The sequence below is a fragment of the Arthrobacter sp. SDTb3-6 genome, assembly GCF_013376095.1.
Taxonomy (GTDB): domain Bacteria; phylum Actinomycetota; class Actinomycetes; order Actinomycetales; family Micrococcaceae; genus Specibacter.
In genome coordinates, this window is the sequence record NZ_JAAMFN010000008.1 from 22,816 (window position 1) to 44,159 (window position 21,344).

At 67.7% G+C, this 21,344-nt stretch carries 21 protein-coding genes; 10 read left to right on the plus strand and 11 right to left on the minus strand.

Annotated elements, in window-relative coordinates:
* Positions 1–43: 43 nt before the first annotated feature.
* From G6035_RS05865 to moaA, 5 genes are all read right to left on the minus strand, one after another.
* Positions 44–760 carry an alpha/beta fold hydrolase gene (locus G6035_RS05865; RefSeq protein WP_176616146.1) on the minus strand — a complete coding sequence of 239 codons (717 nt, stop codon included), beginning with the start codon at positions 758–760 and terminating at the stop codon, positions 44–46.
* An 87-nt stretch (positions 761–847) separates the two neighbouring features.
* Entirely contained in the window at positions 848–1,432 is a 585-nt protein-coding gene (locus G6035_RS05870) for a hypothetical protein (protein ID WP_176616147.1), read from the minus strand.
* A gap of 86 nt (positions 1,433–1,518) precedes the next feature.
* On the minus strand, positions 1,519–3,834 hold the full coding sequence (locus G6035_RS05875; RefSeq protein ID WP_176616148.1) for an FdhF/YdeP family oxidoreductase: 2,316 nt from the start codon (positions 3,832–3,834) through the stop codon (positions 1,519–1,521).
* A gap of 257 nt (positions 3,835–4,091) precedes the next feature.
* Positions 4,092–5,609: an SLC13 family permease gene (locus tag G6035_RS05880; RefSeq protein WP_371130874.1), complete on the minus strand. Its 1,518-nt coding sequence runs from the start codon at positions 5,607–5,609 to the stop codon at positions 4,092–4,094.
* A gap of 134 nt (positions 5,610–5,743) precedes the next feature.
* Entirely contained in the window at positions 5,744–6,784 is a 1,041-nt protein-coding gene (gene moaA / locus G6035_RS05885; RefSeq protein WP_218062993.1) for a GTP 3',8-cyclase MoaA, read from the minus strand.
* 433 nt (positions 6,785–7,217) lie between these two features.
* On the opposite strand from moaA, the gene G6035_RS05890 reads away from it, so the two are divergent.
* The gene (locus G6035_RS05890) at positions 7,218–7,865 is read left to right on the plus strand and encodes a DNA alkylation repair protein (RefSeq protein WP_218062997.1); all 648 of its coding nucleotides are present in this window, start codon (positions 7,218–7,220) and stop codon (positions 7,863–7,865) included.
* 47 nt (positions 7,866–7,912) lie between these two features.
* Here the strand turns inward: G6035_RS05890 and pcp are convergent, their stop codons facing one another.
* The 4 genes from pcp to G6035_RS05910 form a co-directional block, all read right to left on the minus strand.
* On the minus strand, positions 7,913–8,551 hold the full coding sequence (gene pcp, locus G6035_RS05895; protein WP_176616152.1) for a pyroglutamyl-peptidase I: 639 nt from the start codon (positions 8,549–8,551) through the stop codon (positions 7,913–7,915).
* Positions 8,552–8,612: 61 nt separating this feature from the next.
* Positions 8,613–10,268, minus strand: coding sequence for a hypothetical protein (locus G6035_RS05900; protein ID WP_176616153.1), 1,656 nt, complete (start codon positions 10,266–10,268; stop codon positions 8,613–8,615).
* Positions 10,255–10,509: a hypothetical protein gene (locus G6035_RS05905; protein ID WP_176616154.1), complete on the minus strand. Its 255-nt coding sequence runs from the start codon at positions 10,507–10,509 to the stop codon at positions 10,255–10,257. The genes G6035_RS05900 and G6035_RS05905 overlap by 14 nt, the downstream gene beginning before the upstream one ends.
* A 34-nt stretch (positions 10,510–10,543) precedes the next feature.
* Positions 10,544–10,789, minus strand: a complete 246-nt coding sequence (locus G6035_RS05910; protein ID WP_176616155.1) for a hypothetical protein — start codon at positions 10,787–10,789, stop codon at positions 10,544–10,546.
* A 911-nt stretch (positions 10,790–11,700) separates the two neighbouring features.
* Between G6035_RS05910 and G6035_RS05915 the strand changes: the two genes are divergently transcribed.
* Together G6035_RS05915 and G6035_RS05920 are read left to right on the plus strand one after the other, a co-directional pair.
* A complete protein-coding gene (locus tag G6035_RS05915) occupies positions 11,701–12,093 on the plus strand; it encodes a hypothetical protein (protein WP_176616156.1) in 393 nt (130 codons plus the stop codon).
* A gap of 82 nt (positions 12,094–12,175) precedes the next feature.
* Complete coding sequence (locus tag G6035_RS05920) at positions 12,176–12,643, plus strand: DUF2269 family protein (protein ID WP_256127777.1); 468 nt, start codon at positions 12,176–12,178, stop codon at positions 12,641–12,643.
* 282 nt (positions 12,644–12,925) lie between these two features.
* Here the strand turns inward: G6035_RS05920 and G6035_RS05925 are convergent, their stop codons facing one another.
* Positions 12,926–13,462, minus strand: coding sequence for a hypothetical protein (locus G6035_RS05925; RefSeq protein ID WP_176616158.1), 537 nt, complete (start codon positions 13,460–13,462; stop codon positions 12,926–12,928).
* 298 nt (positions 13,463–13,760) lie between these two features.
* Positions 13,761–14,255 carry a hypothetical protein gene (locus G6035_RS05930; RefSeq protein WP_176616159.1) on the minus strand — a complete coding sequence of 165 codons (495 nt, stop codon included), beginning with the start codon at positions 14,253–14,255 and terminating at the stop codon, positions 13,761–13,763.
* A gap of 123 nt (positions 14,256–14,378) precedes the next feature.
* On the opposite strand from G6035_RS05930, the gene G6035_RS05935 reads away from it, so the two are divergent.
* From G6035_RS05935 to G6035_RS05965, 7 genes are all read left to right on the plus strand, one after another.
* Positions 14,379–15,044 (plus strand): hypothetical protein, encoded by a 666-nt coding sequence (locus tag G6035_RS05935; protein ID WP_176616160.1) that lies wholly within the window; start codon positions 14,379–14,381, stop codon positions 15,042–15,044.
* Between the two features lie 179 nt (positions 15,045–15,223).
* Positions 15,224–15,928, plus strand: coding sequence for a YcnI family protein (locus G6035_RS05940; RefSeq protein WP_176616161.1), 705 nt, complete (start codon positions 15,224–15,226; stop codon positions 15,926–15,928).
* Positions 15,929–15,937: 9 nt separating this feature from the next.
* Positions 15,938–16,507: a copper resistance CopC family protein gene (locus G6035_RS05945; protein WP_176616162.1), complete on the plus strand. Its 570-nt coding sequence runs from the start codon at positions 15,938–15,940 to the stop codon at positions 16,505–16,507.
* A 212-nt stretch (positions 16,508–16,719) separates the two neighbouring features.
* A complete protein-coding gene (locus tag G6035_RS05950) occupies positions 16,720–18,087 on the plus strand; it encodes an MFS transporter (protein ID WP_176616163.1) in 1,368 nt (455 codons plus the stop codon).
* A gap of 73 nt (positions 18,088–18,160) precedes the next feature.
* Positions 18,161–18,826: a response regulator transcription factor gene (locus G6035_RS05955; RefSeq protein ID WP_176616164.1), complete on the plus strand. Its 666-nt coding sequence runs from the start codon at positions 18,161–18,163 to the stop codon at positions 18,824–18,826.
* Positions 18,823–20,298 (plus strand): HAMP domain-containing sensor histidine kinase, encoded by a 1,476-nt coding sequence (locus G6035_RS05960; protein WP_176616165.1) that lies wholly within the window; start codon positions 18,823–18,825, stop codon positions 20,296–20,298. Before G6035_RS05955 ends, G6035_RS05960 begins: the two co-directional genes overlap by 4 nt.
* Complete coding sequence (locus tag G6035_RS05965) at positions 20,291–21,292, plus strand: TAXI family TRAP transporter solute-binding subunit (protein ID WP_176616166.1); 1,002 nt, start codon at positions 20,291–20,293, stop codon at positions 21,290–21,292. The genes G6035_RS05960 and G6035_RS05965 overlap by 8 nt, the downstream gene beginning before the upstream one ends.
* Positions 21,293–21,344 lie beyond the last annotated feature (52 nt).

Sequence of the window (21,344 nt, forward strand, 5' to 3'; positions counted from 1 at the left end):
CGGCCCTGTGCCGGCACCTGCTGTCCTGCCCAGGCCGCCTGGCTCAACCGCCAGGCGGCAGGCTGCCACAGGCCTTGTCCAGAAACGCGGCCACCTCGCGCGGGCGTGTCAGGAGCGGCGCGTGGCTGGAGTCGATTTCCGTCACGTCGGCGCCCATCCGCGCGGCCATTTCCCGCTGCAGTGCCGGCGGCACGGCACGGTCGTCCGTGGTGAGCAGGTAGTGGCACGGCAGGTCCAGCCAGGCCGGCCGCCCCACCGCCACCCGGTCCAGGCCGATGCGCGTCAGTTTTTGCACCGCAGCCCCGACGGCGGCGCTTTCCGCGGGGAGTTCGTGCGCGATCACCTCGCCGAAGTGCGCCCGGTCAATATAGGTGTAGGCGCCCGCGACCACCACGTGCCGCGGGATCAGGCTGCCCGGATGCCGCCGGGATAACCCGTCCACCGACTCGCCCTCGGCCGGCGCAAATCCCGCAACATAGGCCAGCGCCCCGACCTTGCCGAGCGCAGCGCTGCCGGCCTCCCGGCCAATCTCCCGGGCGGCTTCCCCGATGACCACGCCACCGTACGACCACCCGGCCAGCAGCACGGGACCCTCCACGGTGGCGAGGGTCCGGCGCACGCTGGCCACGTCGTCGTCGAACGTTTCCAGGCCCAGCTGGGCCGCCACGGGGTTGTGGCCCAGCGCGCACAGCTCGGCAATGACGCGCAGCCAGCTGGACCCGTCGGACCACAGTCCGTGCACCAGTACTATCCCTGCCAATGGCAACCCTCTTTCGCTTGGTTCATCTCTTGGGGCCCGGGTCTCGACAAGCCCGGGCCCCGGCGGCAGGCCCGGCCACCGACCCGCTTACAGCGGCAGCTTCATCCCGAGGGAGAAGTTCAGCCCGGTGGCGAAGGTCAGGTACATCAGCCACAGCCCGGTGACCAGGTGCCACAGGCCCAGTGAGCGTTCGCCCCAGGCCTGCCCGATGCTGTGGAAGAAGTCGCTGATGTAGATCAACGTCAGCCCCACGAACAGCAGGCCCACCGGCCAGTCCCCGGCGATGAAGAACACCACAATGCCCAGCACCGAGAGGATGGTGTACGCCACTGACATGCCGGCATTGGTGCGCGGATCCACACCCTGCCAGCGGTTGTAGCCCAGCGCGAACCAGTGGATGCCATAGGCCGAGAACGCCAGGGCTGCCATGTACAGCGGCGCGTCCTTGAACACCTGGAACCATGTCATGCCGACGAAGAGGATGATGCCGGTGACGAGCTGGCAGAACCCCGGAAGCCAGATGCCCCACACGCCCGTCGACTTGTCCACGGATTCATTCCGCTTGGGCCAGTGGAACAGTTCCTCCGGCCCGTAAATCAAATACCCTGTCCCCAGACCAAAGAAACCCAGCGCCAGCGGTGCGAACGCCGACGAAGCAAAGATCAAGTTCATTGCCTTACTCCTATGCTTTGACGAAAAACGAGTGTCATCCAGGCAGTTTCATAGGCAAGCACTTCCTTATTCCCCCATGAAGGTCCTTACGGTACTGCGGCGTAGGCCGGCGCGGCAGCCTTTTCCAGGCGTACGACGACGGACTTGGACACCGGGGTGTTGGACCCTTCCGCCGTGGCATCGAGGGAAACAAGCACGTTCGCTTCGGGGAAGTACGCGGCCACACAGCCGCGTGCGGTGGGATAGCTGATGATGCGCTGCTGGCGCAGGACCCGGTCCACGCCGTCGGCCGATTCACTGTGGATGTCCACATAGCTGCCGTCGGCAATGCCCAGCACGGCCAGGTCGGACGGATTCACGAACAGCACGTGCCGGCCCTTCTTCACCCCCCGGTACCTGTCGTTGAGGGAGTACATGGTGGTGTTGAACTGGTCGTGCGCGCGGACGGTCTGCAGCAGCAGCCTGCCTTCGGGGACCTCCACGGTCTCCAGCTCACTGACCGTGAAGATCGCCTTGCCGGACGGTGTGGGGAAGGTGCGGCTGTCGCGCGGCGGGTGCGGCAGGACAAAGCCGCCGGGGCGCCGGACCTTGGCGTTGTAGTCCTCGCAGCCCTTGCAGACGTGGGCGATGTGCTCGCGGATGGTGTTGTAGTCGGCTTCGAAGCCGGCCCAGTCAATGGGGTGGTCGCTGCCCAGCACCGCCCTGGCCAGCCGGCTGACAATGGCCATTTCGGAGAGCAGGTTCGGCCCCACCGGCTCCACCTTCCCGGATGAGGCGTGCACGGCGCACACGGTGTCCTCGACCGTGACAAATTGCTCGCCGGACGCCTGCCGGTCAATCTCGGTCCGGCCCATGGTGGGCAGGATCAGGGCCTGCTCCCCCACAAACGCGTGCGAGCGGTTCAGTTTCGTGGACACCTGGACCGTGAGCTTCAGTTTTTGCAGGGCGGCCTCGGCAACGGCGGTGTCGGAAATGGCACCCACCAAGTTCCCGCCCAGGGCGAAGAGCACCTTGAGCTTGCCGTCCCGCATGGCACGGATGCTCTGCACCGCATCGACGCCGTTCTCCCGCGGCGGCTCAAAGTTGAACTCCTTGCCCAGGGCGTCGAGGAAGGCCGGGGGCATCTTCTCCCAGATGCCCATGGTGCGGTCGCCCTGGACGTTGCTGTGGCCGCGGATCGGCGAGGGGCCTGCCCCAGGCTTGCCGATGTTCCCGCGCAGCAGGAGCAGGTTGATGATTTCCTTGATGGTGGGCACGGCCCGCTTGTGCTGGGTCAGGCCCATGGCCCAGGTGACAATGACCTTGTCCGCCTTGAGGTAGCGGGCCGCAAGCTCGTCGATTTCCGCGGTCCGCAGGCCGGTGGCGGCCAGCACGGCCGCGTCGTCCACCTGTTCAATGTGTGCCCGGTATTCTTCCAGGCCCTGGCAGTGTTCCTCCAGGAAGGCGTGGTCCAGCACGGCACCCGGCGCTGCATCCTCGGCCCGGAAGACCCGCTTGGCCACTGCCTGCATGAGCGCCATGTCGCCGGCCAGCCGGATTTGCAGGAACTGGTCCGCCAGGTCCGTGCCCTTGCCCACGAGGCCGCGCGGCTTTTGCGGGTTCCGGAAGTTGATCAGCCCGGCTTCCGGCAGCGGGTTCACGGCCACGATTTCCGCCCCGGCCAGCTTGGCCTCCTCCAGCGCCGTGAGCATGCGGGGGTGGCAGGTGCCGGGGTTCTGGCCCATGATGATGATCAGGTCTGACTTGGCAAAGTCCTCGTAGGAGATGGCGCACTTGCCCACACCGATGGTCTCCCCCATGGCCAGGCCGGTGGATTCGTGGCACATGTTGGAGCAGTCCGGGAGGTTGTTGGTGCCGAAGGCGCGGGCGAACAGCTGGTACTGGAACGCCGTCTCGTTGCTGGTGCGTCCGCTGGTGTAAAACGTGGCCTCGTTGGGGGAGTCGAGGTCGTTGAGCTCGCGGGCCACGAGCCGGAAGGCGTTGTCCCAGCTGATGGGCTGGTAGTGGTCCGAGCCCGCCGGCTTGTAGACGGGGTCCACCAGGCGCCCCTGCTGGCCCAGCCAGTATTCGGTGCGTTCGCGCAGCGAGGACACCGAATTTTCTTCCCAGAATTCCCGGGGCACCGTCAGCAGCCCGGCTTCCCAGGTGACGGCCTTGGCGCCGTTCTCACAGAACTCGGCGGTCTTGCGGTCCGGCGGATCCGGCCAGGCGCAGCTCATGCAGTCAAAGCCGTCCTTTTGGTTCATCGCCAACAGGGTTTTCAGGGACCGGACCGGCCCCATGGCGGCCAGCGCCTGGGGCATGGATTCGGTCAAGCCGTGAATCCCTGCCGCAGCCCGGGCGGGGCGGCTCACCTTCAAGCCAGCGTCGGAATCGTCCTGGACGGGGGGTTTGCTGCTCATGGCAAACACAACCTTCTGCTAGAAGAATGCGCTGTCCGGAATGAAGGGTGGGGCCGGTCATTCCGGTTCCACGCACCGCCGTGTGCAAGTTGTGCTGCAACCCGCACGCCGCAGGGCGCGGAATTGGCTGTTAGCTTCCGGTCTATCACCGGGCCTTGACAAAGGCAACGGAACCGTGGGGTGACGCACATCACAGGGAATGCCCGGCCTCAATCCGGCCCGCAGACGCTCGGGTGCGCCGCGGGCCGGGGGCGCAGCTACAGGATCGAAAACAGCAGCCAGGTCAGCAGCAGCCCCATGACCGAGATGATGGTTTCCATGACCGACCAGGTCTTGATGGTCTGCCCCACGGTCAGTCCAAAGTACTCCTTGACCAGCCAGAATCCGGCGTCGTTCACATGGGAGAAGAACAGGGACCCTGCTCCCACGGCCAGCACGACGAGTGCCAAGTGCGCGGGGCTCAGCCCGCCGGCCAGCGGGGCAATGATGCCCGCAGCCGTCACGGTGGCCACCGTGGCGGAGCCGGTGGCCAGGCGGATCAGCACGGCAACAATCCAGCCGAGCAGCAGCACGGACAGGCTGGCGGCAACGGCAATCTTGGCAATGGCCGTCCCCGTCCCGCCATCGACCAGGACCTGCTTGAACCCGCCGCCGGCGCCCACGATGAGCATCACGCCCACAATGGGGAGCAGGCTTTGGCCGATCTTCTTCGTCAGGACCTGGGCCGAAAAGCCGACGCCGGTGCCGAAGGTGACCATGGCCAGCAGCACGGCCACCGTCAGGGCCACCACGGGATCGCCGATGAAGTCCAGCAGCGGGTGGAGCGGGTTGCCCTTCGCCATCCAGACGTCGGCCGCGGCCTTGATCAGCATGAGCACCAGCGGGGACAGCAGCGTGACCAGCGTGATGCCAAAGGACGGCGTGCCGGTGGCGTCGGGGTCCTGTGCCCGGTTCCCGCCCGCGGCATCCGAAGCGTTGCCCTGCGGGTCCGACGCCGTTCCCCCGCCGGCGGTGCGCACGGCGGAACCGTTGGTGCCCGCGCCGCGCATGCCTCCCGTGACGGCAAGCGCGGCCCCGGCGGCGCCGATGGGGACCATGCGGGCCGCCAGCAGGCTGAACAGCGGCCCGGCCACGATGACGGTGGGGATGGCGACCAGGAGGCCCAGGGCCAGGGTGATGCCGACGTTGGCGTGCAGGATGCCGATGGCGGCCAGCGGGCCGGGGTGCGGCGGGATGAAGCCGTGCAGGACGGACAGGCCGGCGAGCGCCGGGATGCCCAGGCGCATGGCGGGCCCGTTGCTGCGGCGCACCGCCAGCATGACCACGGGGATCAGCAGGACCAGGCCGATTTCAAAGAACATGGGGATGCCGATGATGCCGGCAATCAGGGCCATTTTCCAGGGCAGGGTGGCGGGCCTGCCGCGCAGGAGCGTCTCGACCACCTTGTCCGCGCCGCCGGAATCCGCCAGCAGCTTCCCCAGCATGGCGCCGAGCGCGATCAGGATGCCGACGTAGCCGAGGACGCCGCCCACGCCCGTCTCGTAGGAGCCCGTGACCTTGTCCAGTGCGATCCCGGAGCCGATCCCCACGAACAATGCGCCGATGGTCAGGGCCAGGAAGGCGTGCATCTTGATCCAGACAATGAGCAGCACCACGATCGCGATGCCGATGGCCGCGACCACCAATACCCGGGTGTCATGCCCGGTCCACGGAGAATTTGCGGTGTCGGCGGCGGCCAGGACAGCCCCCGCGGTACCGGTTAGTAAGAAGCCCACGGATCCCTCATTTCCGCACGGACCCAGCGGCCGCGCATCCCATCTCATGTTGGCTGAAAAGTTCGTCGCCACACTAGACCCGATGGCGGCCGGGCTGCCGGCGCAACGCGGGGTTTTGGAAAAATGCTGCCGAGCTATCCGCCGATGTAGCTCATCTCTATCTTCTCCCCGCCCTTGCGCAGCCCGGGTGTCGCGGCGCTGCGCAGCTCCGAATACCGGTCCGAGCGCGCACCCCAGAGCGCTGCGAGAGCGTCCGCCAGCGCGGCGTCGCTGGCACCGCCGCGCAACAGTGCGCGCAGGTCCGTCCCGGCGGTGGCGAAGAGGCAGGTGAACAGCTTGCCGTCGGCCGAGAGCCTGGCCCTGGTGCAGCCTCGGCAGAACGCCTGGGTGACGCTGGAGATGGCGCCGATCTCCCCGGCACCGTCCTTGTAGCGCCAGCGCTGTGCCGTCTCGCCGTGGTAGTTCTGCTCGAGCGGCTCCAGCGGAAACTCCTTGTTGATCAGTCCAATGACTTCCGCGGACGGCACCACCTGGTCCATCTTCCAGCCGTTGGAATGCCCCACGTCCATGTATTCGATAAAGCGCAGGATGAATCCGGTGCCGCGGAAGTGGCGGGCCATCTCCACGATGCTGTGGTCGTTGAGCCCGCGCTTGACCACCATGTTGATCTTGACGGGGCCAAGCCCGGCGGCCTGGGCGGCGTCAATGGCGTGCAAAACCTTCGCCACGGGGTAGGCGACGTCGTTCATGGACTGGAATACGGCGTCGTCCATGGAATCCAGGGAGACCGTCACCCGGTCCAGGCCGGCAGCCTTGAGCGCCTCCGCCTTTTGCGCGAGCACGGAGCCGTTGGTGGTCATCGCCAGGTCCGGCGGCAGGCCCTCCGGGGTGCGCAGGGCGGCGAGCATCGCGATGAGGTCCTCGATGCCCCGGCGCAGCAGCGGTTCGCCGCCGGTCAGCCGGATTTTCCGCACGCCATGGGCCATGGCGATGCGGGCGAGGGTGGTGATTTCCTCGAAGGTGAGCAGCTGGTCGTGCGGCATGAAGACAAAGTCGCGGCCAAAAATTTCCTTGGGCATGCAGTACACGCAGCGGAAATTGCAGCGGTCCGTGACGGAGATCCGCAGGTCGCGCAGCGGGCGCTGCAGCGTATCCACCAGCTCCGGGACAACCATGTTCCAACCCTCCAACCGGGGTCCGAACCCCTTGCTTCCCACCATAGGCGTGTCCGACGGCGGCGTCGAGGGCCGGGTGCGCCCGTGCGGCTGTGTTTTTGACCCGACCGGGTGGCGGGCCGGAAGTACAGCCGCGGACGCTGCAGCGCCGCGGCCGGCGGGATTGCGCCTGCGCCGAATTCGCGCGGCAGTTTGGCGCATAATGTCAGTCCTGTTCGCCTATGCGCCGGACCCGTTGCGGGTTTGGCGCAGCACGGCCACTGGCGCCAAACCCGCAGCGGGTCCGGCGCATAAAGTAAGCGGCTGTGGCACCCGTAGGAAAACCCCCGGCAGTGCCATCCGCACGGCCCGCGCGCACCACCCTCTCCCGGTAGGCTGTTCTCACGTGCGACGGCAGGAGAACACAGTGGCGGGGACGACGGTGGACCAGGTGATGGCCGAGCTGGCCGCGCTCGAGGATCCAAAGGCGCGGGCCATCAATGAACGGCACGGCGACGACAACGGCGTGAACCTGGGCCAACTGCGCGCCGTTGCCAAGCGGCTGAAAACCCAGCAGGAACTTTCACGCCAGCTCTGGGCCACGGGCGACACCGCCGCGCGGCTGGTGGCGCTGCTCATCTGCCGTCCGAAGGAGTTCGGGTGCGGCGAACTGGACGCCATGCTGCGTGAAGCACGCGTGCCCAAGGTCACCGACTGGCTGGTTAACTATGTGGTGAAGAAGAGTCCCCACGCCGAGGAGCTGCGCCTGGCCTGGTTTGACGATCCGGATCCGGTGGTGGCCAGTGCCGGCTGGGCGTTGACCAGCGAACGGGTGGTGAAGAAGCCCCAGGGCATCGACCTCGAGGGCCTGCTCGGCATCATCGAGGCTCAGATGAAGGACGCCCCGGAGCGCCTGCAGTGGGCCATGAACAACTGCCTCGCCCAGATCGGGATCGAACATGCCGGCCTCCGCAGCCGCGCGGTGGGCATTGGCGAGCGCCTTGAAGTGCTCAAGGACTACCCGACGCCGCCCAACTGCACCTCGCCGTTCGCGCCCATCTGGATCAGTGAGATGGTTCGCCGGCAAGGTGCCAAGGCGTAGTGCCCGGCAACGGGCGCCCTGTCCTGTCCAGGGACCGGCCCAGGGCCTCAGTGCGTGGCGCCGGCCGCCAGCTTGATGTCCGCCGCTGTTGACAGCGCCGTGCGGGCAATGACCTCCAGGCCTTCCGCCATGACCGATATTTCCATGGTCGGCTGCCCGCCGTCCGGAGCCTGCTCGGGAGCGTAGGGCACGTGGATGAAGCCGCCCCGCACGCCGGGCACGGATGCCAGCTGGTGCATGAGGGCGTAAAAGACGTGGTTGCACACATAGGTCCCGGCCGTCTGCGACACCTCCGCCGGAATGCCGGCGCGGGTGAGCTGCTGCAGGCAGGCCTTGAGCGGCAGCCTGCTGAAATAGCCTACGGGCCCGCCGTCGACCACGGGCTCGTCCACGGGCGAATTGCCTGCGTTGTCGGGAATCCGCGCGTCGTCCACGTTGATGGCGACGCGCTCCAGCGACAGCTTGGCCCGCCCGCCTGCCTGGCCAACGGCCAGGACCAGGTCATGGTCGCCGGCGGCGAGCGCTTTTTCCAAAGCCGGGCCCGCCGCACCGAATTCCACGGGAAGTTCGACGGCGGTGGCCGGCACGCCGGACTCGTCCAGTGCCGCCGCAGCCAGCTGGGCGGCGGCCCAGGAAGGGTTGACGGATTCCCCGCCGAAAGGTTCAAAACCGGTAATGAGGATCATGGTTTCAAGCCTATGCCCCTTCCGGGGCCACTTCCGGAGGCTGGCGGCACTGCAGCACTGATCAGCCGCATAACAGCACGCCGGCACGGTAGCCGTAGTCGGCCTCGAGCCGGTCGATGCCGGCGGGATCGCAGCCGGTGAGTGCCTCCTGGACCTTTTCCGCAGGAGCCGGAAACTCGGCGTTGAGGTGGTTCAGCGCCCAGGCAGTGCTGCTGAATGCCCATTCAAAGACGAGCAGTGCGCCGAGAAGGGCAGCTCCGACAAGGTAGTGAGCCAGCGTCCACGGCGCTCCGCCGTGCACGGGCCCGTCCACCAGGGACGGTGTGGAGAGAACGCAAAAGCCTGCGGCGAAGAAGCCGACAAACACGGCGGACTCCGTGGCGCCGAAGGAGATGCCGGACCGGATCACCCAGCGGCTGCGGATCATGAACTGCCAGTACACCCAGGCGTTGACTGCCGTCAGCACCGCGTACAGCCACAAGGCGGTCACGGTCCACCACGGGACGTCGGCCACCATCGGCGGGACCAGCAGTGCGCCGGCCACGGCAAGGACGGAGATGACCAACGGCGGCAGCGCCAGCAGGCGCCGGGTCCGCCGTGCCCGAACGGCAGGGACGGCCCGGGCGCCCCTGGTTCCACGGGGCAGCCACGGCGGCGAGACCCGGCCCGCCGCCCTGCCGGTGTCGCCGCGCGGTTCCGCGCCGTGCAGTCCGGCGGTCCCATGCGCCCTGCCCGAAACGGCGGACGCGGCAGTTCCCGCTGCGTGGCCCCGGTGGCCCAGGCCGCTTCCCACCGCGACAGCCGTATCCGCGGCCGTCTCGATCGCTGACGGCACGTGGTCCGGGGGTGCGGGTTCCGAGCTGAAGTCGGCGAACTCCTGCCCCACGTATCGGCGCTCAATCAAGGTCCGGGCCTTGTCGAATGGGCGCTCGGGATCGGTCCAGACATCGTATTCGTTGCCTTCCGCCGGCGCCCAAATGGGGTAGGCCAGGAGCCGGACCTTGGTGGTTTCCTCGCGTCCCCCCGCCTGGTGTTCAAGCTCCACATGGAACAGCGCCATGCCGTCCACCCAACGCTTCTCCCAGGTCACGGAGGCCACGCGCCCCACGGAGTGCTCGCCGTCGTCAATCAGGATCGCCTGGAGGCCGCGCTCATCACGGGCCTGGCGCCACAGTATCCGTGCGTGCCGCAGCGCCTTGCGGGTGGGAATGGCCAACAGGACCGCAATGCTCGCCAGAAGGAGGGCCTCAAGGGCGTCGCCGGCGGTGAGCCGGAGTGCCGCGGCGGCGACGCAGCCGAGCAGGAGGCCGCAGAGGACGGCCCCGTAGGTGACACGCCGGGCGCGGTGCGGGGCAATGGTGCGGCTGTGCGCGGCAGAGGTCTGCTTCAGGAAGCCGTAGCCCATGACGTGCTTGAAGTTTGCGCCGATTTCCGGGCCCAGGGCCAGCGCGCCGACCACGCCCACCACGAAGAGCAGCGCCGGGATGAAACGGTCCGGGGAGTCCAGCGTGTGGGCCAGGTGGAACGGGGAGAAGAACCCGAGCATCGCCACCGCGAGCGCCCAAAGCAGGCCCACCAGCAGCAGGGCCCGCCTGGTCTTGCGGACATACCCGTCCCACACGATGGGCGAGGCAGGCAGCGGAATCCGCCCCGACCCCGGCAATGCCCTGGACATCGGATACGCCATCAACGCCTCCCCACCCTCAGTGCCACTCATTCTGCCATGAAGCACCGACAGGGTCCGCCGGTCCGTCCACAGGGACGACGCCGGGTGCGGCACTGGTCAGCAGCGGGGCCCCCACCGCCTCGGGCAGGCTCGGCACCATGTTGGTCCCGGACCGCCGCCAGGGGGTTGCAAGCGGGCGCCAAACCGCCGCCAACCGGGGCTGGTCCACCACGTCCCACACGGGGCGGCGGTGGAGTGAAAAAACGGCGTGGGCGGCAATTTCACTCCTCACACAGGGGCACTCCAATGATTTGGGGGCGTCCGGTCTAGATGCGGCGGCCCTTTCCCGGCACCACAAACGACAGGCCGGCCTCCAGACCGACCACGTCGTGTGGCTCGCCGGCGGACGAGCCACACTCCACACCTTCGACGGTCTCGCCGGTGACGCCGCCCATCTGCGCGATGAAATCATCCCAACCGGCAATCGGGCCGTTGCCTCCCCACCCATCTCGAAGCACTTTGACCTCACGGCATGGGCCCGGGACGTGGACGGTTATGAATCCGGCGAACAACTGGACGCCCTGGCCACCAAGTACGGTCCCACCACCAATCCATCCGGCAGGTTGCGGCTCCGGACGGTGTCAACGGAACGTATCAGCAGTGGCCTGTCAAACGGGGTTCCCGACGTCGCCGTCGCCCTCGACCTCTTGGATGAAGGGTCCGTGCGAAGCCGCAGCCAGGCGCAGTGGCTCCTGCGGGAGCGGCTCACTGACTCTGGGACGGGGAACGGTCATGACCACGCGGCCACACGGTGAAATGGAGATTCCCCCGGGAACTATGGACTGATCCGTGGCCGCAGCTGGCCGAGCTGGAAGGCGCCGCGCCCGCGGACATGTGGACGTTGGTCGGCGGCCTCATGGTGCAGCTCCACGCCATTCGCCGTCACGTCGAGTCAATCCGGCCAACCGCTGGCATGGACGCGCTGCTGCACATGGAAATGGGGGCGACGTCCAAACCACAAGTCGCGGTTCTGTTGAGCCATCTGGGATATGAACTACAGGAGCAGGTTCTCCCCGGGCTTCAGGAACTGCACTAGCTGCGCGGATCAAGCATGGTCGACGCCATGGTTGCGGACCATGTTGCCCCTTCCGTCATGGCAAAACGCGGAGGCCTCAACGGCTTTCAGGTACCGGACGGCAGCCTGGATCAACGACACCCGTGACCGCGAGCGCCACATTGGCGGCTCCGCCGTCCTGCTGGCCTGTATCGACGACCCGCGTGCCCTTCCTTCGGGCCGTTCAGGCAGCGACAGGCAGAGGGTCGCGGCCGTCGCGAAGTCCTTGCCGGACTCCGGTGCCCATATTCCATGGGAGCCGCCGGCTGGAAGAAATGGAGGGTGCCTGGCCCTTTGAACCCGGCACCGAACAAGCGTGAACAGCTGCTGGCACAGCATTTGCCTAGCTTGGCCTGCTACAAAAGGACCATGAGCCGACGCCAGCACTTCATCCCCTCACAGCGCCTGCCCGTCTCCGTCGCGTCCGCCACGACGGAGGCCAAGCCGCACCGCTCGCTCCTGTGGGCCGTTGGCATCACCCTGCTCGGGTGGCTGGTTCTGGCCTACCCGGCCGTCTTGCTGGCACTCCTGTCCTATCTCTACATGGCGGGCACCGGCGCGAGCCCGGCAACGGCCGGCTCGGTGGTGGCCGGCCTCGCCGGCATGGTGTTCGTCCTGTGCATGGTGGCCGCGCCGCTGCTCACCGGGCTGGCCGTCAGCCGGCGCCGCCGCGGCCTGTGGGTCGGTGCCGCGGTCACCTGGGCGTTGACCGCCGTCGCACTGGTCTACCTCTTGGTGAACTGGTTTCTCCCCCTCGGATGACCAATCGGGTCCCGTGGTATTGACTGGGGGAAGGGCAACGGCCCGGACCCGAATGGAAAGCAGGTTCTTGATGGATACCGTAATGAACGTTCTGCATGTGGTGGCCGCCGTATTCCTGGTGGGCCCCATGGCAATCCTGCCCATGACCGCGCTGAGGTCCCTCCGGGCCCGCGACTCGGGCCAGGTCCGGGCGCTGTCAAAGAGCGTGAACCTCTATACCTTGTTGTCGCTGATCGTGGTGTTCTTTGGGTTCGGCGCCCTGGGCCTGGCGGGCAAGAGCCACAACCTGTCCGTCACGACGCCATGGATCCTGATCTCGATCCTGCTGTACATTGTGGCCCTGATCCTGAACCTGGCCGTGGTGGTTCCCGCCCTGCGCCGGGCTGCGGACGAACTGCCCGACGGCGGCCCGGCCGGCGGAAATGCGGGCGCCGGCGACGGCGGGGCAGCCGCCCTGCGAACGAAGGAGTACCCCCGCGTGGCGATGGGCTCGGGCATCTCGGCGCTGTTGCTGGTGGCCGTGGTGGTGCTGATGGTCTGGAAGCCCTAACCGCAAAAACGGTGACCGCCGTCGACCGTGGCCGACGCCGTCACTCCCCTCACCCCGCAACGGCAGCCGGGCCGTGGGGAACGGCCGCGAGACGCCCGTCTGCGTGGTGGGGCCTTGTCATCACGCTCGCGGGTTGTCTGACCAGCGCCCACGCACCCGGGGCTTGAAAAGATCAGCAAGGTGCGCACGCGTCCCGGGCCGCCATGCCGCCATCGACGGCGGCGCGGTCCCCCCAATGATGGACCGGGCCGCCGAAACGTGGCGCCGCCCGCGACGCGCACGCTACTTGACGGCTCCCTTGAAGATGGCGTCCTTGTCGGTAAACGGGTTGGGTCCGCTTACTTCGACGCGCACAGCAGCGGCGTCAGCGGCGGCGATGCCGGCACCAAACTTCACAGTCTGGGTTTCGCCGGGCAGGATGGTGCTGAGCATGTCCATGCCCAGCTTGGCTTCCATGTCCGTAACAGGCGTGGCCTGGGTGTTTTTGGCCCCGACGGTGACCTTGGGCATTGACATGAGGCCAGCCTCCAGTTCCTTGTTGCTGCCGTTGACCACGGTCAGTTCGAACACCGCAGCCTTGCCGTCCACGGCTCCCGCGGCGTATTGGCTGACCGGCTGAAAACCGTCCGACTTCACAGTGACCTTGACGCCGGAATCGTACGTGACGGTACCGCCAAGGGCAGCCGAGCGGTCCGCAGTCTTGGCGGGTTGGCTCGCGGCGGGCTTGGCATCCCCCACCTTGTCAACGGTCGGAGCCGGGCTGGAACAACCGGCCAGCAAAAGTGCAACCAGCGGAACTGCAAAGAAGAGCTTTTTCATGATTTCCCCTATAAGTGACGATGCGAATAGCGCGGATTCAGTAGCGCAAATCGCGGACGGATCGCCAGTGGATCTGTCTTGTTCCCAAGGTAGGGTGGGGGTCTGACAAAGTGAGTTGGCAACAGCGAAGCCGGCCGTGTCCAGGATCCCGGTTCGGCGACATCAGCCTGGATTATGTGCCTCAATTGTCTACGTTACGCATCCGCGGGGCGAGCGGGCGCAGCAACCCTGGTCTCGACGCGCTCACATAGCTCGCTGCTCGCCACCGGGTTCTACTCGACCACCGCCGTGGCAGGACCTACTGCAGGCTGCAGTCCTTGTCGGAGACGTCGGAGCCCACCGAAATCTCGGTGGCCCCTTTCTCCGAGATCTTCACCTCGCCGCCGTGGCCGTCGGTGGAGCTGATGCCCGTGTAACCGCCCTTGAGCGAATCCGTACGCGTAACGTCGGCAAAGCCGCCTTCCCTCAGGACCGGGTTGACGGTTTTCATGACGGCGGCCCACCCGCCGGGCACGTCCCTCAGGGATTCCTTGGAGCGCAAGGTGCCGATGGTGAGGTGGCAGGTGCCGGCGTCGTTCTTGGAAAGATTCGTGGCCTGCCCCGGGACGGACAGCCAGGGCGCCCCGGGGTAAGCGGCGGACAGCGCCGCAGCGAGGTCGGTGGAGAGCTGCTGGAGGCGGGGCCCGGCGTCGGCCGCGCTGGGCAGGGACGGGCCGGAGCAGGAGGCGGCGGCCAGCCCGGCGCCCAGGATGAGCACCAGTGCAAGTGCGGGTCGTCGTAGTCCGTGCGGCATGTTTCCACCCTATCGGCCAAGCCCGCAGCCGCTGTTTTCGACACCGCGTAGAACGTTTATGATGGTGGGGGATGCGCCCGCCACACCGGGCTGGGGCGCCGGCAACAGGGGCAGGGAGGTACCGTGGGCGATCGTGGTGCGCGCCTGGCCCGCGGCTGGACTGCCGCCGCGTTTGCCACGCTGGCTGCGGTGCTGTCGCACATTTGGGGCGGCGGGGACGCCCCGCAGCCGCTGCTGGTGCTGTTTTCCCTGGCAATCTCCGGCTTGGTGTGTGTATTCCTGGCCGGACGCGTACTGTCCCTGACGAACCTGGTGGCGGCCGTGGTGGCCAGCGAAGGCCTGTTCCACCTGCTGTTCAGCCTCTCCGCAGACACCCCGGCCTCCCTGCCGGCAGCCGCCATGGCCGCCGCGCACCGCGGGATGGACATGGGCGGGATGGACATGGGCGGGATGGACATGGGCGGCACCCTTGCAGCCCCCTCCCCCATGGCCGTCGGCCCCGCCGCGGACATGGCTGCGGGCCACACCCCCGCCATGTGGTTCAGCCACGCGGCCGCTGCGGGACTGACCATCGTGTTCCTGCGCTACGGCGAGGCCAGTGCCATCCGTCTGCTGGAGTCCCTGCGACTGCGCATCACCGCCATCATCGGCCTGGCCATTGTCCCCATCCCCGCACCGTTGCGCATTGATGCGGCCCCTGAACCCTGGCTGCCGGCCGCCAGCGCCCTGGACGTCCCGCTGCCGGTCCGCCACCACCGCGGCCCGCCGGCCCTGGCCGCCGCAGCCTAAGCCGCTCCCCCACCCAACGGGTCGGGGCGTGGCATCGCGTGCTGCGGCCATCCCCCCGGGCCGGACACCACGGCCCGCCGCCCTGCGGCACCCATCCGGCACCCCTGACCCGTCTCCGGCGTCCGGGCCGCCCGCCGCATACCCACACCCACAGCTTCAGAGCCCCTGAAAGGCCCACCATGAAATCCCCAGCACGCCGCACCCTCAAGACCATCGCCACCGGCGCCCTCGCCGCCGCCTTCCTGGCCGCCGGCGCCGCCGCCGCATCCGCCCACGTCCACGCCGTCGCCGATGACCCGGCAGCCAACGGCTACACACACGTAACGTTCAACGTGCCCAACGAATCGGACACCGCCAAGACCACCAAGCTCGTGGTCAAACTCCCCACCGACCACCCCTTCACCTCCGTCTCCGTCAAGGCCCTGGACGGCTGGACCGCGAAGGTCATCACCACCAAGCTCCCCAAGCCTGTCACCGTGGGCGGCAGCGAGGTGACCAAGGCAGCCACCTCCGTGGAATGGACCGCCGACGCCGCCCACCAGATCGGCCCGAACGAATACCAGTCCTTCTCCCTGTCCCTGGGCAAGCTCCCCAAGGCAGGCACCACCGTCCTGCTGCCGGCCAGCCAGACCTACACGGACGGTTCGGTGGTGAACTGGGACCAGAAGGCCGTCGCCGGCCAGGCCGAACCCGAGCACCCGGCCCCGTCGTTCGTCACGACCGCCGCCGACGGCGCCACCCCGGCCGCCGACCCAGCCACCACCAGCGACACCGGCAATGCCGCCTCCGTGTGGGGCATCGTGCTCGGCGCCGCGGGCCTGCTCCTGGGCGGCACCGCACTGGGCATGGTCCTTGCCGGCCGCCGCAAGCCAACGGCGAAATAAGGAAATGCCATGAGCAACCGCACCACAGCACACCGCCGCCTGGGCCCGTTCGCGCGGGCGCTGCTGGCCGTCGTCGCACTGGCGGCGTTCATGCTCCCCATGGCCGCGGCGCAGGCGCATGACCAGCTGGAGGGCACCAGCCCCGCAGACGGTTCAACCGTCACCGCCGTGCCGGCCAGGATCGGGCTGACGTTCAACCACACGCCCACCGCGATCGGCTCGGAGATCCTGGTCAAGGATGCGGCAGGCACCAACTGGGCCGAAGGCCCCGTGAACATCGTTGACAACCACGTCACGCAGGGTGTCAAGCCGGGTGCCCCGGCCGGAAAGTACACGGTGGAGTGGCGGATTGTCTCCTCGGATTCGCACCCCGTCGAAGGGACATTTTCCTTCACGGCCACCGGCGGCGCCAGTGCGCCGGCGGCGGCAAGCGGGCCGACGGCGTCGGCTGTCGCGGCGGAAGGTTCCTCCGGCCCGGCGGTGCCGTGGGGCATCATCGGCGGAGCTGCCGGCATCCTGGTGGTGATCGTTGCCGGGCTGTCCATCGCCAGGCGGCAGCTGAACAAGGACACCGACTAGGCGGGGGGCAGGGGTCGCGCCCCAGTGGTCGAGACCCCGGCCCGACTGCCCGCCCACGCCCGGAAACCCCGCCGCATTCTCCCCGCAACCGGCAAACCTAAGGAAGTGTTAGGAAAGCCCGGATCGGCTTTGTTGTGCCCCGGATCACGCATAACTTGGCTTGTGCCCCATCACTTCTTCGGGGCCACAACCCAAAACGTCGAGGAGGATCCATGGACGCACCTGCCGTGGACAAGGCACGTGAGCGCGCAACGACGCGGCGCATCACAAGCAACATTTTCAAGGGTTCCGTGGGGAACCTCATCGAATGGTACGACTGGTACGTCTACGCGGCCTTTGCCGTGTACTTTTCGGCCGAGTTCTTCCCGGCGGGCGACTCCACGTCGCGGCTGCTGAACACGGCGGCCATCTTCGCCGTCGGCTTCCTGATGCGCCCGCTCGGAAGCCTGATCCTGGGCCGGTACGCGGACCGCCACGGCCGCCGGGCCGCGCTCACGCTGTCCATCACGGTGATGGCCGCCGGTTCGTTGATCATTGCCTGCACACCGGGCTTCGAGACCATCGGCGTGTGGGCGCCCATCATCCTCGTCGTCGCCCGGCTCATCCAGGGCCTGTCCCTGGGCGGCGAATACGGCACCTCCGCCACGTACCTTTCGGAAATGGCCAGCAGCGGCCGCCGCGGCTTCTACTCCAGCTTCCAGTACGTCACCCTCATCGCCGGGCAGCTGATTGCCCTCGGCGTGCAGATCATCCTGCAACAACTCCTCAGCGATTCCGACATGAAGACGTGGGGCTGGCGGATCCCGTTCGTGCTCGGCGCCATCTTTGCCCTGACAGTCCTGTGGCTGCGCCGCACCATGGATGAATCCGAGCAGTTCACCCGGCTGGGCAAGGAATCCACGTCCCAGGCCGGCACCATCCGCATCCTGCTCCAGCACCCCAAGGCCGTCATGACCGTCGTCGGGCTTACCCTGGGCGGCACGGTGGCGTTCTACACCTACACCACGTACATGCAAAAGTTCATGGTCAACACCGTGGGCATCGACAAGTCCACTGTCAGCTGGATCAACTTCTTCGCCCTGCTGGCCTTCGTGGTCCTGCAGCCCGTGGCCGGAGCTCTGTCAGACCGGATTGGGCGCCGTCCGCTGCTGCTCGGCTTCGGCATCCTCGGCACGCTCCTGACCGTTCCCCTGTTCTTCCTCATGGCGGGGACCAAAAACCCCGTGGGGGCGTTCCTGCTCATGATGGTGGGCCTGGTCATCGTCAGCGGCTACACGTCCATCAACGCCATTGTTAAGGCCGAGCTTTTCCCGACGGAAATCCGTGCCCTGGGCGTCGGGCTGCCGTACGCGCTCACCGTGGCCATCTTTGGCGGCACCGCGGAATTCATCGCCCTTGGACTGAAGAGCATCGGGCTGGAGCCGGTGTTTTACTTCTACGTGGCCGCCTGCATCGCCGTCAGCTTCATCGTCTACTGGAGGATGGGCGAGTCGTCGAAGACCTCGCACATCGAGGCCGAAGCCCTCGGGTCCACGCCCGACGGCGGCACCCCCGACCTGGACGACGTCGCCGCCCGGTAATCTGGAAGCACACTGGCCCGGGCAGCCTGTCACCGCGACAGGCTGCCCGGCACTGCCGCAAAGGGACTGACGCGTGGACTTGCTGATCGTTGAGGACGACGACGCCGTTGCCTCCGCCCTGCTTGCGGCCGTGGGTTCCGCCGGGCACCAGGCCGCCAGGGTGTTCCGTGGCAGCGACGCCCTGCTCCGGCACCACGGGGCGGACATGGTCCTGCTTGATTTGGGCCTGCCGGACATGGACGGCCTGGACGTGTTGCGCAAGCTGCGCCAGGTGACCCTGGCCCCCGTCATCATCCTCACGGCCCGCGATGATGAACGCAGCGTGGTCCGAGGCCTGCGGCTGGGCGCGGACGACTACCTGGTCAAACCGGTCAAGCTCGCCGAACTGCTGGCCCGGATCGAAGCCGTGGGCCGGCGGATGGGGCGTGCGGCGCCCCAAAGCAGCCAGCTCACCGCCGGAGCCCTCACGCTCAACTCGGACCACCGAACCGCCGAGCTGGATGGCCGGCTCCTGGCATTGACCCCCACCGAGTTCGGGTTGTTGGAACTGCTGGTCCGCCATGGCGGCTCCATCGCCACCCGCGAACAAATCATGGATGCCCTCTGGGGCGACGCCTTCGTGGCAGCCTCGCGTTCCCTGGACGTCCACCTGACCGGCTTGCGCGCCAAGCTGGGCCGGCCGGGCTACATCGTCAACGTCCGCGGCGTCGGCTACCGCTTCGAAGCGAACCCGGGGTGAGGGTCCGCGTCCTGGGCGTCCTGGGCCTTCTGTCCGTGCTGCTGGTGGTGGGCCTGGCGTATTCGATCCTGAGCGCCGGCAGCCGCGCGCTCGGACAGGACCTGGAAATCAACCGGCTGGCCTCGCTCAACCGTTTTTCCCAGGTGGCCGCGGATGCCGCCGCCACCCATGAGTGGGCCGGGCTGAAGACGGCGATGGATACCTACTCCAAGCTCTACGGCGAAGGGATCCTGGTTCACACCCAGGATCGCACCCTGGTTTCGGGCGTGCTCGATCCCGCCCGGGCGGATGTCAGGGATGCCCTGTTCAATGCCAGCCTGAACCTGAGCCTGACCAAGCTGCCGGCGCTGCGTCCCGTCGGCCCCGGCACGATGCTCGTGTCCACATCCTTTGGCAGCGCGAACCAGGTCATGGGCGAGGTGGTCCTGGAAGTCGACGCCGGTACCGCCCAGGCCAAGCTGAGGACGCTGTGGATCTTGGTCATTGCAGCGGGAGCCCTGCTGGAAGTCGGGCTGCTGTTTGGTGCGGCCCGGGTGACCCGGTGGGTGCTGCGGCCCATCCACCGGCTCAATTCCGCCGTGGTGGAACTGGAGGAAACCGGCTCCATGCGCCGCGTCCCCGAGGACGGGCCGCCGGAGTTGCGGGAGCTCAGCCGCTCGCTGACCACCATGGCCGCGGCGGTCAAGGGGAGCCTCGAGCAGCAGCGCCAGCTGATTGCGGACACCTCCCACCAATTGCGCAACCCCGTGGCCGCCCTGAGGCTGCGGGTGGACCTGCTCCAGCTCAAGGCAGGTCCGGAGCCCGAGGCATTCTCCGCCGTCACGGCCGAGCTGGGCCGGGTGGAGGAACTCCTTGACGGGGTGCTCATGCTGGCCACGGCGGAAAACCGCGCCTTTGAGGGCACGGCGGGGAAGGCCGTGGGCCCGGTGCCCGCCTCGGAGCACGACCGGGCGAACGCCTTGCTGGCCGTGCAGGAAGAACTGGACAGGGCCACGGCGGCGGCCACCGGCAGCGGGACGAAATTGTCACTTCAAAGCAGCCCGGACGCCGAGCTTTATGTGGCCTGCAGCCCCTTTGAACTGGCCCAAATGCTGGGCGAGCTGCTGGAAAATGCCATCAAGTACGCCCCCGGCGGCCATATCCGGCTCACCCTCAAGGCATCTGCCGCCACCGTGGACATTGAGGTGTCCGACGACGGCCCCGGCATGTCCCCCGACGACCTCGCCTTGAGCACAACGCGGTTTTGGCGGTCGCCGGACCACCGGGACATCCGGGGCACCGGGCTGGGCCTGACCATTGTGGACCGGCTGGCCGAAGCCAACGGCGGCACGCTGGTGCTGGGCCCCAGCGAGCCGCACGGGCTGCGGGCCAGGCTGGTCCTGCCCCGCTGGCCGGGCCCGGACCGGCGGCCGAGCTTGTCCAGACCCAGCCGCCGGTCGAGCCTGTCGAGACCAAGGTCCTCCGATGATTGACGCCCGCCCGCCGGTCGAGGCTGTCGAGAACCAGCCGGTGACCCGCCGTCGGCTCTTCAAATCCGCCGCCGGAGCCGTTCTGGCCGGAACGATCCTGCCGGCCGTCGCGGCCTGCGCTCCTCACTCTCCGCTGGATCGTGCCGTGATTGCCGGCGGCGAGCCCGGCGGTTTCTACCTGGAATTTGCGGGTCTGCTCGCCGCGTCACTGCAGCGCAACGGCGTGGCAAGGACCGCCACCACCATTTCCACAGGCGGCAGCGCGGAGAATTTTTCCCGGATCCTCGCAGGGTCGGCCACGATGGGCCCGGTTCTGGCGGACAGCGCTGCGGACCTGATGAATGCGACCCCGGGACGCATGGTGGCCATTGGCAAGGTCTATGAGAACTACGTCCACTGCATCGTGCGGAGGGACAGCAGGATTGGCTCATTCGAAGACTTGGCCGGCAGGTCGGTGGGGACCGGCGCGGTGGGTTCCGGGACGGCGCTGGCCGCCGGCAGGATCATCGATGCTGCGGGCCTGGGGCCGGACTCACGGAATCCCGTACGGCAGCACCAGCTGGGTCTGAACGACGGGCTGGCCGCGATCCGCAAGGGTGCCATCAACGCGCTGTTGTGGTCAGGCGGTCTTCCCACAGCGGCCATCACCGCAGCCAATGCCGAAGTCGGGCTCCGGTTTCTCGACCTGGCTGCGCTGCTTCCGCGGCTGGCGTCAGGCTACGGTGGCTTTTACGAACACGCAGTGATTCCGGAGAACAGCTATGGCGGGACGCCATCCGTCAACACCATCGGCGTTGCCAATCTGCTGCTGTGCCGGGCGGACCTCAACGCCGAGACGGTCAGGCAGACGGTGCTGCTGCTGGTGGACCACGCCCGGGAGCTTATCCCGAAGTCCAGCCTCGGCATCCAGTTTCTCAGTCCCGAGACCTTGATCAACACGGCCGGGCTGCCGTTGCACCCTGCGGCCGCGGAAACGTACCGGACCCTCCACGGATAGGTCCGGCTCCCCCGCTGGTCGAGCAGCGAGCCCTGCGAGCGCGTCGAGACCA

What these genes read in the sequence shown, in the direction of transcription:
- G6035_RS05965 (WP_176616166.1), top strand. Translation starts at nt 20,291, where the DNA reads ATGATTGACGCCCGCCCGCCGGTCGAGGCTGTCGAGAACCAGCCGGTG.
- moaA (WP_218062993.1), bottom strand. Translation starts at nt 6,784, where the DNA reads ATGGTTGTCCCGGAGCTGGTGGATACGCTGCAGCGCCCGCTGCGCGAC.
- G6035_RS05890 (WP_218062997.1), top strand. Translation starts at nt 7,218, where the DNA reads ATGGCCGAGCTGGCCGCGCTCGAGGATCCAAAGGCGCGGGCCATCAAT.
- G6035_RS05875 (WP_176616148.1), bottom strand. Translation starts at nt 3,834, where the DNA reads ATGAGCAGCAAACCCCCCGTCCAGGACGATTCCGACGCTGGCTTGAAG.
- G6035_RS05930 (WP_176616159.1), bottom strand. Translation starts at nt 14,255, where the DNA reads ATGCCGCACGGACTACGACGACCCGCACTTGCACTGGTGCTCATCCTG.
- G6035_RS05900 (WP_176616153.1), bottom strand. Translation starts at nt 10,268, where the DNA reads ATGAGTGGCACTGAGGGTGGGGAGGCGTTGATGGCGTATCCGATGTCC.
- G6035_RS05870 (WP_176616147.1), bottom strand. Translation starts at nt 1,432, where the DNA reads ATGAACTTGATCTTTGCTTCGTCGGCGTTCGCACCGCTGGCGCTGGGT.
- G6035_RS05945 (WP_176616162.1), top strand. Translation starts at nt 15,938, where the DNA reads ATGAGCAACCGCACCACAGCACACCGCCGCCTGGGCCCGTTCGCGCGG.
- G6035_RS05950 (WP_176616163.1), top strand. Translation starts at nt 16,720, where the DNA reads ATGGACGCACCTGCCGTGGACAAGGCACGTGAGCGCGCAACGACGCGG.
- G6035_RS05940 (WP_176616161.1), top strand. Translation starts at nt 15,224, where the DNA reads ATGAAATCCCCAGCACGCCGCACCCTCAAGACCATCGCCACCGGCGCC.
- G6035_RS05915 (WP_176616156.1), top strand. Translation starts at nt 11,701, where the DNA reads ATGAGCCGACGCCAGCACTTCATCCCCTCACAGCGCCTGCCCGTCTCC.
- G6035_RS05925 (WP_176616158.1), bottom strand. Translation starts at nt 13,462, where the DNA reads ATGAAAAAGCTCTTCTTTGCAGTTCCGCTGGTTGCACTTTTGCTGGCC.
- G6035_RS05920 (WP_256127777.1), top strand. Translation starts at nt 12,176, where the DNA reads ATGAACGTTCTGCATGTGGTGGCCGCCGTATTCCTGGTGGGCCCCATG.
- pcp (WP_176616152.1), bottom strand. Translation starts at nt 8,551, where the DNA reads ATGATCCTCATTACCGGTTTTGAACCTTTCGGCGGGGAATCCGTCAAC.